The following is a 15,473-nucleotide window of genomic DNA, read 5'->3' on the forward strand; positions in this document are numbered from 1 at the left end:
TTTGAATCATCCTTTCATGTCTATTACGATTTGAACGCTCAGTTTTGAAGACTTATTACTCTAAATTAATTCCAACATGCCTTCTGTATCCACATGTGTTTTCTGTGCATTATGTCTGCCAATGGCATAAATGAAGCAAATTAATAATGCTACAATATTGAAGATCGCCAGTGGTAGGGTCAAAGATTTAATAGAGTTCCAGCCAATAATGCCTTGAACGATAAACGCTGCTATGATAATTGCGTAGTAGACACCATCGCTTGTGTGCATAGTCGCTTTTGCCCATTTTTCTGGCATTTTTCTTGGGACTTGCCACAACGAATAGAATAACAAGAAGTTATAAACAGAAGTAATCAACATCATATTGCTGACAATTTTGATTACCGAAAAATTTAAAAGGACTGGCACTAAACCCACGATCAATTGTATCGTCAGTATGATATAAGCACCACCGCGGCTGTTTGTTGAAGCCAGCTTTTCTGGGAACCATCCGTCTTGTGAGGCCTTTGAAAAAGGACCTACCATTGCGGCGTAACTTGAATTCATTGTTGTCAGTAATGCCATAATAGGACCGCCAAACATAAATGCATAAAAGAGCGCATTTGGCAAAACTGTTTTTGCGGCAAGTGTTAAAGGCTGTCCTGCAACAGCTTCTAAAGGCAACACTGCAGAATCAATAAGCGCCGCTCCAGTATAGACAACCATCAAGACTGGGATAACAGCTAACATTGAAAGTGGCAAATTTTTAGTGGCATTTTTAGTTTGTCCACCATAGTTAACATTGTACTTATACCCTTGACAAGAGTAGACCAGAAGCATAACAGCTGCCCAAAATCCCTTACTGCCATTCGGGAAGAAGACAGGACTTTTAAAACTAAAAGATTGAGAAAAATCTGCTTTTGTGGCGCCAACAATAATGAACATGAGCAAAGCGGCGATTAGGATTGCACTCATTATTTTTTGAACTTTGGCCATATTTGCCAGCCCCATCAAATTGATCGCATAAAATAGAAACAAGAAGACTATGCCAATGACTTTACCGTTAATCAGTGGGAACATAGATGTCAAATACAGACCTAAAGCAGTTGCAAACAGAGATAGACCCAATGTTTGCAGAGAGAACCCCACGATGTACATACCGCCAATTTTTTGGCCTCCAAGCATGGTGATAATAGAATAATCACCGCCGGAATACTTCGTTACAGATGAAAAGATAATAATAGGTAAATTTGTAACAGCACCTATGACAACTGCAATAAGGTAAGCCAACCATGCGGAATGTCCAGTCAAGCCTATGGCAGGTCCCACCAATGTGATAACCCCAGCTCCAATTACCTGTCCAACACCAAGTGCCCATAATTCAGTGAACCCCAAAACACCGTCATCATTTAATGTAGCCTCTTTTTTCATAATTACCCCTCCTAAATCATTATTGAAAATTGAATTTACATGGACCAAAATATATCATCGCCACTGATAGTGACTTTAGGTCCATTGAGTACAAAATCGGATAATTCATTGCCAAGACCAGGACGATCAGGTACTTTAAATCGGCCATTAACAGGTTGATAATCATACTTACACAGTTTTTTGTTGAAATCGCATAGATTGACAATATGATGTTCATGAATGATAAAGTTTGGTATGACACATTCAATTTGAAGCGCTGCTGCAGTACTGAGCGGACTACCGCAAGCATGAATTTGAACAGCTACATCATAGGTATACGCCATGTCGGCAATCTTTTTAACCTCTGTGATACCGCCGCAAGTGCCCAAGTCGGGTTGTATCACCTGAAGAGAAGCATTTTCAAAATATTTAGCGTATTGCCATCTGGTATAAATGCGTTCACCACTGGCAATAGGGAAATTCAATCGTTCAGATATATATTTAGCGGTCGTCGGGTCAGGCGTATTGGGTTCTTCAAAATAGAAAATATTATATTTTTCGACGAGACGACCAAATTGAACCGCGGATTGAGCATCTAAAAAAGAATGATTTTCAATTATAAGATCGACTTTTGGCCCAATGGCTTCACGAACAGCGGCAACTCTGGCCACAATTTTATCAAGTGTATCTGGCGTGAGTAAAGTTGTGCGTTCAATATCAGTGTAAGCGCCTTCTTCAACCGTTTCTTTAAACGTGAAGAAATCTATTTTTATACAATCATAGCCTTCTGAGACCGCTTTTTTGGAATGACGAATGTAATCCTCCAAGGTGCGTGCCTGTTCCATAGAGGGTTGCCATCCAAATTGAAGCTGACTGGCATAAGTTCTCAAGTGATCTTGCCTTTTGCCGCCTAAGAGTTTATAGACGGGCACATTAAAGAACTTACCGCGAATATCCCACAGTGCCAAATCTATAGCACTCATGCCAGCAGTAAAGACACAACCACCATTTTGTCCCCAAAAAGTTTGTTTGTACAGTTTATTCCAAATGACTTCATTGTCAAGAGGGTCCATGCCTATGATGAGTTTAGCAAGATCTTGCACCATGCCATAGGCACCTGTAGAGCCAATACCGTACGCCATGGCAGCTTCACCATCTCCATAGATGCCTTCATCCGTATAGATTCTGCAAAGGATAGGCTTCCAAACGGGATTTTCTGGGTCGTTTACTTGAAAAATATCTACTTTTGTAATGATCATGAATTTATCCTCCATTTAAAATATTTGTTCACTTGTTCGCTAAGTGAATCATACATCAAATGCATCTTCGAGTCAATAAAAATTAAAAATTGATTTTTTTTGATAAATATGTAAAAATGGATGGAGTAAAAGAGAAAATAAAAGATAACGAAGGTGTTAGCAAAATGAAAAATATGAAAAGTAAAAAAATTACGCACATTTCTGCTGTGGATCAAGTTTGTGCCCATTTAAAAGAGGGTATTTTGTCAGGCGAATGGGCAACTGGTACGAAATTACCTTCTGAAAGTGATTTATCAGCTCAATATGGTGTAAATAGATTAACCGTACGTATGGCATTGCAGACACTGAGTACACTTGGTGTTGTTGAAACACGTGCTGGAGATGGCACATATGTAAAAGATTTTTCTATCGAGCATATGTTTCACAACGTATCGGATTTTTACTATGAGCGGAAGTCCGTTGAAGAAATATATGCGCTTCGCGAGTTGATAGAAGTCGAATGTTGTCGATTGGCGATTATAAATGCCACAAAAGAGGATAAAATTGAACTAAAATTGCGTTTAGATCTGTATTTAGAAGCCAAGGAGGTCTATCGCGAGCATGCTACAGAAGAGACTTTAAATAAGCTTGTGGATGAGGATTTATTCTTTCACTATCAAATTGCTCTAATGAGTCATAACTCTGTATATGCGGATGTATTTGCATTTACTAGAAACTTTATTCGACAATACCTTTCAGAAATTATATTAAAGAAAAACGATCTTTGGCTTCAAAAGAAATATGATGAGGAGCCAGATGGTCATGTGGAAATTTACAATTCAATCTGCGAGAAAGATTTTGAGAAATGTAAGGATTTTTACTATAAGACCCTTTCAATAGAGATGTTTTAGCGCAAAAGAAGATTAAAATGGCACATCACAAGAGTGATGTGTTTTTTTATGTCATATTTTAGGCAGTATTTATACAATATATATCCAGATATTCGGTGATAGACAAGACGTAAGTTTTCAAGCCATCTTCTGAAAAAGTATCGCATGAGATAATATATCTCTTGTTAAAATATTGATATAATTTGACAATATAGAATTAAAAAACTGGAAGGGAGGTGACCGGATGAAAAAAGAGATGGAAGACCAGAGTGTTTTGATTTTTATATCTATGCTCATATCCATTTCATTTTTACTAACGGGTTGCTTTAGTCAAACGGATATGGTTAAAGCAAGAGCATCTTTTGCAGAAAAAGCATCGGGCAATATTAAAATAGGTGTTGTTTGGCCTATCTCAGAATTAAAATCGGATACAGGATTTGTAAATGGTGCTCAGATGGCCATAGAAGAGATCAATTCAAACAATGGTGTCCAAGGCAGACTTTTGGAGGCGAAAGTGATGGATGAAAAACGCTCTTTCCGAGAAGGCATACTCTCGGCACAAGAGATTGCTTCACAAAAGGATGTTGCAGCGGTTATAGGGTACTGGGAACCCTATATCTCCATTCCAGCGGCTAAAATTTATGACGATTCAGGACTTCTCTTTTTATCACCTGCAGTATCCAGTGATGAATTGACCAAGCAAGGATATGACTTTGTATTTCGAAATACGCTCAGTGATTATGAGATGGGCAGTCAAATGGCAGAATACATTGCAAAGCAAGGACTGAGCCGAGCAGTTATTTTTTATGAAGATGATGATTATGGAAAAGCTGTGGCAAAAGCTTTTGAAAGTAAATTTATCGAATCCGGCGCAAGCATTGTGGATCGTGTAACCGATTTTAGCAATGAACTCGAGTTTGAAAAGGCATATGAGAAGTGGATTGCCCTGGACTATGATGCTGTGTTCATAGTGGATTCCATGCCGCACGCAGGTGTGTTCTTAACCAGACTGAGAAAAGTTGATGAAGAAGTGCCTATATTCGCAGCTGATGGGTTGGATTTGGAGGATTTGCCAACGATGCTGGGCAAAGTCGGGGAAGGCTTGTACGTTGCAACCACATATAACAATCAGGATGAAAGTGAAATCTCAAAATCTTTTAGGGAAACGTATGAATCCAAATTCGGGATTAAAGCGGATACATGGGCAGTACAGGGTTATGATTCCATAAAGCTGATCGCCTATACGATCGATCAAGCACAAGGGACTGATCCGTTCAAATTGGCTTCTACACTTCATAATACAAATAATTGGAATGGTGTCATAGGCACAATCAGTTTTGATGATGCAGGTAATATGACTGGGAAAGATATTTTGATGAAAGTCATTAAAGATGGCCGATATCAGTTTATTGGACATAAATAGAGGAGGATGCAAATGTCTAATCAAATTTTCAGAAAAGTAGCATTGGACAGACTGTCGTCTCCAGAAGAGCTCGATCAGCTTATTACGGTTACTAATCCTAGAGGATGGCTCGCATTGATTGGTATAGGCTGTATTCTCATTACGATATTGATTTGGGGCATTTTAGGCAATGTTTCCACGCAAGTGGAAGGGGCAGGGTTACTGACCACAAGTGGAGGTGTTGTCAGTGTGACACATCCTGTTTCAGGTCAAGTTACAGATGTGAGTGTTGTTTCAGGCGATTATGTAAAACAGGGCGATGTTATTGCTAGAATTGAACAAAGCGACCTCGTGGATGTGGTCAATCAGTACAGAGATGAAATTAAATTGATCGAGACCTTTGATGTCAATACTTTTTTTGAGGACAAGACATCGCTTTCTGCAAATTTGAAAGCTTTTTATGACTTGGCAAGAGAGATCAAGCAAGTCAGTGCATCTCTAAATGTTGAAGAAGCCACGCAAGCAGACAATCAAACCACTAATCTTTATGAACTGGAACAGACAAAAATTAAGCTCAAGCAAGCACAAATTGGCATTGATCAAGTCAATCTCAATCTCAAGCAGTACACAGCAGATCGTGATGAGGCTCAAAAGGCAGTCGAACGCGCAGAGGTCCTGTATAACTCTGGTGCTCTAAGTGAGAAAGATTTAGAGTCTGCCCAGTTGGCGTTTCAAAATGCCCAGCTGCAAATGGATGCCTCGGCTCTGGCATTGAGAACTGCGCAGAGTAAAGCGGCATCTATTGAAAATGATCTTGCAATGATCACACCCCCTAAAAAAATAGAATCTGCGCAGATGGCAGAAGCCACACTCAGATTAGATCAACTTAAGGCACAACTGGAAGAACTGAGATACACAAAGCTCAATGAAATGAATTTGGCACTGGATAAAGCTGTAAAAGCACTTAAGGAGAGTACTGAAGTTGTCTCCATGAGCTATGGTCAAGTGTTAGAAGTCTATGTCAAAAGGGGTGATGTCATTCAGGCAGGCACATCACTTATAAATGTTGCAAGAGACGATAGAGAAGCCAACACATTGGAAGCAGTGCTCTTTGTAAAACCAGAAGTGGGTAAAAAAATTCATCAGGGCATGACCGTTCACATCTCTCCAACAATTGCAAATGTTGAGGATTACGGTTTCATGATCGGTGAGGTGGCTTCCGTATCGGAATATCCAGTTTCCACACAATATCTGATACAATCCTTTGGAAATGAACAACTTGTCCAGACGCTTACAGGCGGATTATCGCCAATTGAGGTACATGTAAATTTGATTCAAGATGCTTCAACTTTCAGCGGCTATAAATGGTCCACTCAAAAGGGGCCAAATATGAAAATAGACAGCGGCAATATATGCAGTGGAACGATTATCGTAGACAATAGAAGACCTATTGAAATGGTGATTCCCTTTGTGAAAAAGAAGTTGAGTATAAACTAGGAACAAGGACGAGAGGAGGGCGTACATTTGATAAAAGAACTTAAGCCGGCGAATACACCGACGATACTCCAAATGGAAGCTGTAGAATGTGGCGCGGCTTCTCTGGCGATGATTCTAGCCTACCACGGTAAGTATGTTCCCCTTGAAAAATTAAGACTTGAATGTGGCATTTCAAGAGATGGTAGCAAGGCGGTCAATCTTTTGAAGGCAGCTCGAAAACATGGACTTGAGTGCAAAGGATATCGCAAAGAACCTCAATTTTTAAAAGAGATGCCCTTACCTATGATTATTCACTGGAATTTTAATCACTTTATTGTCTTGGAGGGTTTCTATAAAAATAAAGTCTACTTAAACGATCCAGCTAGTGGCAAAAGAGTCATCACTGAAGAAGAATTTGATCAGGCTTTTACAGGTATTGCACTGACCTTTGAAAAGACAGATGCATTTGAAGAAGGTGGCGAAAAACCAGATACGTTTAAGGCTTTGATTCGAAGAGTAGAAGGTTCTGAAGTTGCATTGGCCTATGTTGTGCTTGTGGGACTAGCACTTGTGATTCCCGGTTTGATCATTCCTGCTTTTTCCAAAATATTCATCGATGAAATCTTACTTGCAGGTAGATCAGATTGGATTCAGGTTTTATTGATGGCCATGGGAATAACAGTTTTGATTCAAAGTTTTCTAATCTGGTTGCAAGAGTATTATCTCTTGAGACTGGAAACTAAAATCGCTTTAACTTCATCGAGTAAGTTCTTATGGCATGTACTCAGACTGCCTATGGAATTTTTTTCACAGAGATATGTGGGGGATATCAGTTCGAGAATGACCAGTAATGACAATGTTGCGAGAATATTGTCTGGAGAATTTACGAAAGCGGTGCTCAATGTTTTTTTTATCATATTCTACTTTTTATTGATGCTGCGCTATGATGTCTTTTTAACAATGATTGGCGTTCTTGCAGCGGCATTGAATATGCTCTATTTAAAAATGGTGGCAAAAAAACGTGAAGCACAAAACAGCAAATTACTTAAGGATTCTGGCCAGATGATTGGCACCGCCATGTCAGGCCTACAGACCATAGAAACCCTTAAGGCAACAGGGTCGGAATCAGACTTTTTTGCAAAATGGTCTGGTTATCAGACAAAGGCCATCAATGCTCAACAAGAAATAGGTGTGTCTGGACAATACTTGTTGTCATTACCCGCGTTAATGACGGGCATAACCACAGTGTTGGTCCTCATGATCGGTGGCATTAGAATCATCGATGGCGCCATGACGGTGGGGACTTTAATTGCCTTTCAAAGCTTGATGGGAGGATTTTTAAACCCAGTGACCGCTCTTGTGAATTTGGGGTCAGATATTCAAACGATGGCAGGGGATATGAGCCGCTTAGACGATGTCATGAAATATCCTGAGGATAAAATTCTTGAGACAGAGCAAATTGAAATAGAGGATGCAGACCATTGGCAAGAACGACTAGAGGGCATTGTAGAAGTGAAAGATTTGACTTTTGGTTACAGCTTACTCGAACCGCCTCTTATTGAGAACTTTAATATGCGCCTCAATGCCGGTGAAAGGGTTGCACTTGTTGGGGGATCAGGTAGTGGTAAATCCACACTTGCCAAATTGATTTCTGGCACTTGGCAGCCTTGGTCAGGAGAAATTTATTTTGATGACAAGTTGAGAACGACGATTCCAAGGATTATCACCACCAATTCTCTGTCCGCAGTAGATCAGGACATCTGCATGTTCAGCGGTACAGTGAGAGATAACATAACGCTATGGGACGATTCAATATCAGAAATGGATGTCATCAGAGCTGCAAAAGATGCATGTATACACGACGATATCATTTCAAGGCCAGGGGGGTACGACAGTCTCGTTCAGGAAGCAGGGGTTAACTTTAGCGGCGGACAAAGGCAACGCATAGAGATCGCTCGAGCACTTGCAAAAAATCCTGCTATCATCATCATGGACGAGGCCACAAGTGCGCTAGACCCAAACACTGAAAAAATAGTCAGTGAGAATATACGCCGAAGAGGCTGTACTTGTATCATCGTGGCACATCGCTTGAGCACCATAAGAGATTGTGAAGAAATCATTGTACTGGACAATGGCAAAATACTTGAACGTGGCAATCACGAACAATTGAGAGATGCTGGAGGCCTTTATGCCAATTTGATAAAGGCAGGTTAACTGAAAGGAGGCTAAGGGATGACTGTGAATCAATTAAAGAAACGACAAGAGAGACAACAAAATTATATGGACAAAGCACTGCTTGAACTCGCGTCAGTTTCTGGAAATAAATCAAAGCATGAAAATCTACGATCCGAAGATCCTTTAGTTGCAGCTTGCCTGCTGGTTGCTCAAAAAATGAAGATTCACTTAATCGTGCCTAAAAAAGAGAAACTTTTAAACTCAAAAGATCCGCTCTTGGAGATCGTCAGAGCTTCTCAAATAAGACACCGACAAGTTGCATTAAAAGGAGAATGGTGGCGAACTGACAGTGGACCTTTACTGGCATTTTCAGAAGCGAATAACAGGCCCCTTGCACTTATTCCCATTGCTCCTGACAAGTATGAAATCCATGACGTTTCCAATGGTCAGTGCATCCCTTTGACTCATGAGGAAGCATTCAATATTAAGGGCATGGCGTATACCTTTTACAGACCTTTTCCCTCTAAGGCGTTAAAGCCAAAAGATCTCCTCATTTTCAGTGGTGAAAGCGTATCCAAAAGAGATGTTTTTATGGTGGTTTTAATGGGCCTTTTGGGTGGACTTATTGGCATGATCAATCCAATTGCAACTGGGATTATGATGGATAGAGTGATTCCACAAGCAGATCGGTATCAGCTCTTTCAAATTGGGGCGTTGTTATTGTCCTTTGCCGTGGGAAAAGTCCTGTTTGATTTGACGAGGTCATTTGCCATGATGCGCATTGAAACCCGAATGGACAGCGGAACACAGGCGGCAATTTGGGATCGATTAATAAGTCTTCCAGCGCCCTTTTTTAAGGATTATTCCTCTGGTGAGTTGGCAATGCGCGCTATGAGCATCAATCAAATTAGAAAGACTTTGTCAGCGACAACTTTAAATACGATTATTTCAGGCATATTTTCTATATTCAATGGTTTTTTGATGTTCAGATATAGTTCTAAATTGGCATGGACTGGTCTGGGATTAATTGTGATTGCCATTGCTTTTACGATAGGTCTTGGCTTTTTTCAAATACGCTATGAAAGACAATGGGTTGAAGTGACCAATAAAATCTCCGGACTCGTGCTTCAGATCATTGGTGGTGTGAGTAAATTTAGAGTTTCAGGTTCAGAAACAAGAGCTTTTTATAAATGGGCAACTGCCTTTGCAGAACAGCGCAAAATTGCTTTTAAAAAAGAGACGCTTCAAAATTTTTCAACCACATTCAATACGGTATTTCCAGTGATCACGTCTATGGTACTCTTTTCAATAATTGGTGCAAATTCAGCACTTCAAACGATGTCCATTGGCAGTTATATCGCCTTTTATTCTGCATTTTCGATTTTTTTGAGTGCCATGCTTCAATTTACAGATATCTTTTTAACTCTGAACACCATCAAACCGATTTTTGAAAGTGCAAGACCTATTTTGGAGACTTTACCAGAATATGATGAGGACAAGGCAGATTGCGGTGAACTGGATGGTTCCATTGAAATCGGTCAAGTGTTTTTTAAGTACATTGACGATGGGCCTTTAATTCTCAACGATATTTCTTTAAAGGTAAAACCGGGAGAATACATCGCTCTAGTTGGCCCATCAGGCTGTGGTAAATCAACACTTTTGCGTATTTTATTGGGATTCGAAAAGCCAAAGACCGGTAAGGTTTATTACAGTGGACAAGATCTTGACAGCATAGATATCAGGGGCATGAGAAAACAACTTGGCGTGGTGCTTCAAAATGGCCAATTGATGTCAGGTGATATTTATACCAACATCGTAGGGTCAAATGCGAACCTCACCATGCAAGATGCTGAAGCAGCCGCTAAAATGTCAGGTTTATACGAAGATATTCAGAAGATGCCAATGGGCCTTCATACTGTTGTATCTGAAGGTGGCGGGACTTTATCGGGTGGACAAAAGCAACGGCTGATGATTGCTAGAGCGATTGTCAATAAGCCCAAAATTCTCTATTTTGATGAGGCAACAAGCGCACTCGACAATCGAACTCAGAAAATTGTCAGTGAGAGTCTAGACAAACTCAATGCAACAAGGATTGTCATAGCGCACCGACTCAGCACGGTTATGAATTGTGATCGCATTATCGTACTGGATAAAGGCAAGATTGTGGAAGAAGGTAATTATGAGGAACTCATGCGTTTAGGGGGCAAATTTGCAGAGCTTGCAAAGCGTCAACTGGCATAGATTTGAAAGGGGGGATTGACGGTAATAGCTTGTTACAATTAAGGCGTTTATAAAAATACGATGTTACTAAACACAACCCAATTTATTTAAAAAAAAGGAGAAAAAAATGGAAGCGATTAAAAAATTCAACGAGGCAGTTTTAGGCAACCCAGAAATGTTAGAGGAAATTAAAGCGCTGGGCAATGATGTGGAAAAAATTGTGGCATATGCAAATGCCAAGGGCTATAAATTCACAGTGGCGGATCTAGAGAAGCAAAATGAGGGAAATTCAGAACTTTCTGAAGAACAGTTAGATGAAGTTGTAGGTGGCCTATCCTGTGTTATTACAGGTGTTGTGGCAGCCGCATTTGTGCTTTAAGCCAAGACTCTAAGTTGATATGGAATTAAGTTGTGAAATAATCGGTCACGAGAAAGGACTGAGTAAAAATGGATGAAATTAAACGATTTAATAAAGACGCCATTGAAGATAAGACATTACTCGAAGCCATTAAGGCCATAGGAAATGATGTGGAAAAAATAGTGGCATTTGCGAATGCCAAAGGCTATAAATTTACCCTTGAAGACCTCAATAGTCAAAAGGATAAGAGCGGCGAGTTATCTGAAGAAGAATTAGGTGATGTTGCTGGTGGCCTTGTGTGTGTTGCAAGTGGAAAAGGCGACTTTGACCATGTGGTCGGTGGCATAGCGGATGCACTATTTGTATTGTAGTCTTTACTTAAAGTAAATTCTTAAAGGAGGAGCAAATATGTCTTATGGTGAAATAGAACGCTTTAATCAAGCAATGCGAGAGGATTCGGAGATGCTTGATGAATTTAAGGCGCTTGGCACAGAGGTAGGTTCGATTATAGAATTTGCAAATCATAAGGGTTTTAATTTTACATTAAAAGATGTTCAAGAGGCCCAAGCAGCCAGCGGCGAACTCAGCGAGGATGATTTGGAAAATGTAGCGGGTGGTATTGTGGGTATTGCAATAGCTCAAGGTGTTACAGTGGCTGGTGTGGTATTTTTAATCGGTTAGAGAGCTCATGGCAAGATGTAAAAGTGGAAATGGAGATGAATCAAGATGAACGCTTTTGTGACTCAGGTTTAGTGACCTGAGTCTTGTCATCAAGACCTTTAAAGGTATATGGAGACTTGAATTTAGAAGACTTGAACAAAATGGATTTGAACATAGAGGAGAGAATAGGGGTTATGGATAAACTGTATTTTTGCGGAGAGTTTAGTGATGAAGTGAGTCAAGAGGAAAAAAGATTGTTACCTCATATCAAACGTTTTTTTGAGTGTGTTGTGGGGGATACGGATTTCTATGAAAGGGTGAAGGCGAGTCCACATGCATGTACACCACTTTTGGAATCCAAAGGGATAATAGGCGTTGATCCCATACAGATGCTTGCACTTGTGCCTGAATTTCCACTGATGCGAGAGATTACAATAGCAGAAATACAGGATAAACCTCAGGCTCTTCTATGGAAACGCTGGCGTCAGGCAACTCATGATTATCGTGAAGTTTGGCGCAAGAAAACTGAAGAAACGCCTCATCAAAAATTTAATGCATGGCATAAACGTCAGGTCAATAGATGTTCCAGTCAAATGGGCAGTGCCACCAGTGCCGGGATTGTTCATGCAACGATTGCGTTTGAACTCAGTAAAGGGTGCTCAATGCAGTGTCCGTTTTGCGGCCTTGCCTCTGAAGCACTTGAAAAAGTATTTTTATATACCGATGAAAATGCAAGATTATGGCAATCTGTGTTGGAGGTGGTATCTGATCAACTTGGCACTACTGCTGGAACAGGCGTATGTTACTGGGGAACAGAGCCTACAGACAATCCGGACTATTTCAAATTTATGTCTGACTTTGGCCAAAAGACAGGTATATATCCACAAACGACAACTGCTGCAGCAACGCGCAATTTGAACTGGACAAATGAGCTCTTAACCTTTCGACGCGAGCATCCAACGGCTGCTGATCGATTCTCCATTCTCTCAAAGGCAGAACTAGATAGAGTCCATGCGCTCTTTTCAGCAGAAGATTTATCGATGACAGAACTTATATTGCAATATTCAGAGTCGAGAAAACCCTTTTTGGCACCTTCTGGTCGAAATAGAAGCAGAGCAGAGTCTACAGCTGAAGTGGTTAAAGATCATACGATTGCCTGTGTCACAGGCTATTTGGTCAATATGTCTGATAAAACCATCAAACTTGTGAGTCCATGTCCGCCTTCAGATGAGTATCCACTTGGTTACTATACCTTTGCTGAAGGTGAATTCTCGAACGCAGTTGAATTGAACGATTTTATGGAGAGCACAATGGAACAGTTGATGAGGCTTCAAGTCAAATCAGACGAGTTGTTGCGTTTCCGTCAAGATTTAAACTTTACGGCATTACATGATGGTTTTCACCTTCAAACGCCTTATCGGTCTCATAAGATGGTGGGCGCACCGCATTTGGTTAAGCTGGGACAATTGATTTTTGAAGGCAATTCGACCGCATCAGAAGTGATTGACCGATTGATGATAGAAAATTTAGATGTATTAGCCATCATATCATCTATTCAAAAACTCTACGATCAAGGGCTTTTGGAAGATCCTACTTTAAAAAGATCCACTTTGAAATCAGAGGTGATTGGCAATTGAATTACACGGTTGAAAATCCCATCTTCTTAGATTCTGCAGAGGTATGTCTCGTGTGCATGCCTTATTGTAATCCGCAAATCCCCTCATTGGCTTTAGGACTCTTACAATCCACTTTGGTTGAAGGCGGGATCAAGGCTAAAAGCATTTATGCGAATCTTCTTTTCAGCGAGCAGATTGGACTGGATTTGTATGATCAGAGTCATCATGCGGACCCTCGGGTATTAATTGCAGAATGGTCTTTTGCATCTATTGCTTTTCCAAACTTTAAACCTGACGAGGAGCAGTTTATCCATAAAATACATGCACTGATTGGAAAAACTGAACAAATGAGCATGGTTGAACTCAAACTGAAGCTCAATCATGTACGCTGTGAAGCGGAAAAGTTTACAGTTAAATTGGCGGAACAAATTCTAAGAATGTCTCCTAAAATCGTTGGGTGTTCTTCAAGTCTATCGCAGAGAGTGCCTTCGCTGGCACTGCTTAGAAAAATACATGAACTGAATCCGGAAACAATCACTTTAATGGGCGGTGCAGATTGTGAAGCCATCATGGGGATTGCCACCCATGAACACTTTCATTGGGTAGATTACGTGATCTCGGGAGAGGGTGAAGATTTAATGGTGCAGTTGACGCGTCAGATCTTTAAGCATGGCAGGGAAGTATCCGTTGCGGATTTGCCTATAGGGGTAATTGGCCCCTTGCATCGACAATATGGCTATTCAGAGATTAAAAGTGAAAAAGACTTTAGAGCCTTGGCAAGTTCTTTTCATAATCAGATAGAACCCACTTATGAAGATTATTTTAAGATATTCGAAGCTTTGCCAGAAGTGAGTAGAAGAATAAGGCCAACTTTGCCCATACAATCCTCTAGAGGGTGTTGGTATGGCAAATGTAAATTCTGTGGCTTAAACATACCTAAAATAGCCTATCGCATACGTCCAGCCGAGAAAATATTGTCTGAGTTAGATCATTTAAGCAGTCGTTACGGCGTAAATCACTTTGAATTTTTAGACAATGTCTTGGATATGAAATACTTTGAAGATCTTATTCCAGAACTTATAAAACGTGGTGCTCCTTATAGAATGTTTTGTGAAATTAGAACGAGTATGTCTAAGCAGCACTTTAAGATGTTGAGAGAAGCAGGTTTTATTATGTGCCAGCCAGGGATAGAGAGCCTTCATAGTGAAGCTTTGAAAATGATGCAAAAGGGCGTCACAGCTTGGCAAAACATTCAAACGCTTAAATGGAGCTGTCAATATGGTATTCGAAGCTATTGGAGCATCTTATATGACTATCCTGGAGATCGTGATGAATGGTATAGGGAAATGGCAGAGCTAGTGCCAGCGCTTACACATTTATATCCGCCAGCGGGTATGGGTTATGTCCAATATCAGCGCAACAGTCATTACTTTGATCACAGTGATCAGTATGTACTTAAATTAAAACCGTCTAAGGTGAATACTTATATTTATCCATTGACATCGGATGAACAAACGGCACTTGCCAATACTTTTGAAGATGATTTTTACACTTTAAAGAGAGAAGATCCTAGAATGAGAAAGTTGTTTCCAAGAACAGGGCTTGAGCAGTTGGGTTTTGCAGTTTGGAAGTGGCTAGAGGCAGCTCGAAGCGAACAGCCGCCAACACTGACAATGGAAGTACACTCTGAAAAATTGATAATAAGAGATACACGTCCAGTAGCTGTAAAAAATATATTTCAGCTTGAAGGTATTTTTAAAGTAATTTATATGGCTTGTGAGAATGCTTCTAAAGCAAGTGAAATTCGAAAACTGTGCTTAGAGCATGGCGCATGTGATGATGAGATTGATGTTGCATTTCGGTTTCTCTTAGAACATAAGTTGATCATAAGCATTGATAAGAGATTGTTGTCACTGGCGATTGAAATTCCCAGTGTGCCTTATAGCCCTAAAGATCAAGATCCAATGGGATGGATCATAAAGCAGGATAAAAAAACCGGCGTTAGGGATTAGACCTCCCAAATTTGAGATTATAAGATATTGAGATGCA

General features: G+C 40.3%; 12 protein-coding genes. 10 read left to right on the forward strand and 2 right to left on the reverse strand.

Features of this window, described 5'->3' with window-relative positions; genetic code table 11:
• Positions 1–60: 60 nt before the first annotated feature.
• The gene (locus ISU02_RS05665; protein WP_194700834.1) at positions 61–1,410 is read right to left on the reverse strand and encodes an APC family permease; all 1,350 of its coding nucleotides are present in this window, start codon (positions 1,408–1,410) and stop codon (positions 61–63) included.
• 35 nt (positions 1,411–1,445) lie between these two features.
• Positions 1,446–2,648: a mandelate racemase/muconate lactonizing enzyme family protein gene (locus ISU02_RS05670; protein WP_194700835.1), complete on the reverse strand. Its 1,203-nt coding sequence runs from the start codon at positions 2,646–2,648 to the stop codon at positions 1,446–1,448.
• 164 nt (positions 2,649–2,812) lie between these two features.
• Between ISU02_RS05670 and ISU02_RS05675 the strand changes: the two genes are divergently transcribed.
• The 10 genes from ISU02_RS05675 to ISU02_RS05720 all read left to right on the forward strand — a co-directional run bounded on the left by ISU02_RS05675 (position 2,813) and on the right by ISU02_RS05720 (position 15,436).
• Positions 2,813–3,538, forward strand: a complete 726-nt coding sequence (locus ISU02_RS05675) for a FadR/GntR family transcriptional regulator (protein WP_194700836.1) — start codon at positions 2,813–2,815, stop codon at positions 3,536–3,538.
• A 223-nt stretch (positions 3,539–3,761) separates the two neighbouring features.
• The gene (locus ISU02_RS05680; RefSeq protein ID WP_194700837.1) at positions 3,762–4,940 is read left to right on the forward strand and encodes an ABC transporter substrate-binding protein; all 1,179 of its coding nucleotides are present in this window, start codon (positions 3,762–3,764) and stop codon (positions 4,938–4,940) included.
• A gap of 12 nt (positions 4,941–4,952) precedes the next feature.
• The gene (locus tag ISU02_RS05685; protein ID WP_194700838.1) at positions 4,953–6,416 is read left to right on the forward strand and encodes an NHLP bacteriocin system secretion protein; all 1,464 of its coding nucleotides are present in this window, start codon (positions 4,953–4,955) and stop codon (positions 6,414–6,416) included.
• A gap of 30 nt (positions 6,417–6,446) precedes the next feature.
• Entirely contained in the window at positions 6,447–8,609 is a 2,163-nt protein-coding gene (locus ISU02_RS05690) for an NHLP family bacteriocin export ABC transporter peptidase/permease/ATPase subunit (protein ID WP_407646419.1), read from the forward strand.
• A gap of 18 nt (positions 8,610–8,627) precedes the next feature.
• A complete protein-coding gene (locus ISU02_RS05695; RefSeq protein ID WP_194700840.1) occupies positions 8,628–10,811 on the forward strand; it encodes an NHLP bacteriocin export ABC transporter permease/ATPase subunit in 2,184 nt (727 codons plus the stop codon).
• Positions 10,812–10,917: 106 nt separating this feature from the next.
• Positions 10,918–11,169, forward strand: a complete 252-nt coding sequence (locus ISU02_RS05700; RefSeq protein WP_194700841.1) for a Nif11-like leader peptide family RiPP precursor — start codon at positions 10,918–10,920, stop codon at positions 11,167–11,169.
• A 68-nt stretch (positions 11,170–11,237) separates the two neighbouring features.
• Complete coding sequence (locus ISU02_RS05705; protein ID WP_194700842.1) at positions 11,238–11,519, forward strand: Nif11-like leader peptide family RiPP precursor; 282 nt, start codon at positions 11,238–11,240, stop codon at positions 11,517–11,519.
• A gap of 37 nt (positions 11,520–11,556) precedes the next feature.
• Positions 11,557–11,829, forward strand: a complete 273-nt coding sequence (locus ISU02_RS05710; RefSeq protein WP_194700843.1) for a Nif11-like leader peptide family RiPP precursor — start codon at positions 11,557–11,559, stop codon at positions 11,827–11,829.
• 173 nt (positions 11,830–12,002) lie between these two features.
• The gene (locus tag ISU02_RS05715) at positions 12,003–13,445 is read left to right on the forward strand and encodes a radical SAM family RiPP maturation amino acid epimerase (RefSeq protein ID WP_194700844.1); all 1,443 of its coding nucleotides are present in this window, start codon (positions 12,003–12,005) and stop codon (positions 13,443–13,445) included.
• The gene (locus ISU02_RS05720; protein WP_194700845.1) at positions 13,442–15,436 is read left to right on the forward strand and encodes a RiPP maturation radical SAM C-methyltransferase; all 1,995 of its coding nucleotides are present in this window, start codon (positions 13,442–13,444) and stop codon (positions 15,434–15,436) included. The genes ISU02_RS05715 and ISU02_RS05720 overlap by 4 nt, the downstream gene beginning before the upstream one ends.
• Positions 15,437–15,473: the final 37 nt, after the last annotated feature.

This window comes from Fusibacter ferrireducens, from assembly GCF_015352425.1.
Lineage (GTDB): Bacteria > Bacillota > Clostridia > Peptostreptococcales > Acidaminobacteraceae > Fusibacter_A > Fusibacter_A ferrireducens.

Excerpts from the sequence above, each read along its gene's own strand:
- ISU02_RS05665 (WP_194700834.1), bottom strand. The coding sequence starts at position 1,410 with ATGAAAAAAGAGGCTACATTAAATGATGACGGTGTTTTGGGGTTCACT.
- ISU02_RS05670 (WP_194700835.1), bottom strand. The coding sequence starts at position 2,648 with ATGATCATTACAAAAGTAGATATTTTTCAAGTAAACGACCCAGAAAAT.
- ISU02_RS05675 (WP_194700836.1), top strand. The coding sequence starts at position 2,813 with ATGAAAAATATGAAAAGTAAAAAAATTACGCACATTTCTGCTGTGGAT.
- ISU02_RS05680 (WP_194700837.1), top strand. The coding sequence starts at position 3,762 with ATGAAAAAAGAGATGGAAGACCAGAGTGTTTTGATTTTTATATCTATG.
- ISU02_RS05685 (WP_194700838.1), top strand. The coding sequence starts at position 4,953 with ATGTCTAATCAAATTTTCAGAAAAGTAGCATTGGACAGACTGTCGTCT.
- ISU02_RS05695 (WP_194700840.1), top strand. The coding sequence starts at position 8,628 with ATGACTGTGAATCAATTAAAGAAACGACAAGAGAGACAACAAAATTAT.
- ISU02_RS05700 (WP_194700841.1), top strand. The coding sequence starts at position 10,918 with ATGGAAGCGATTAAAAAATTCAACGAGGCAGTTTTAGGCAACCCAGAA.
- ISU02_RS05705 (WP_194700842.1), top strand. The coding sequence starts at position 11,238 with ATGGATGAAATTAAACGATTTAATAAAGACGCCATTGAAGATAAGACA.
- ISU02_RS05710 (WP_194700843.1), top strand. The coding sequence starts at position 11,557 with ATGTCTTATGGTGAAATAGAACGCTTTAATCAAGCAATGCGAGAGGAT.
- ISU02_RS05715 (WP_194700844.1), top strand. The coding sequence starts at position 12,003 with ATGGATAAACTGTATTTTTGCGGAGAGTTTAGTGATGAAGTGAGTCAA.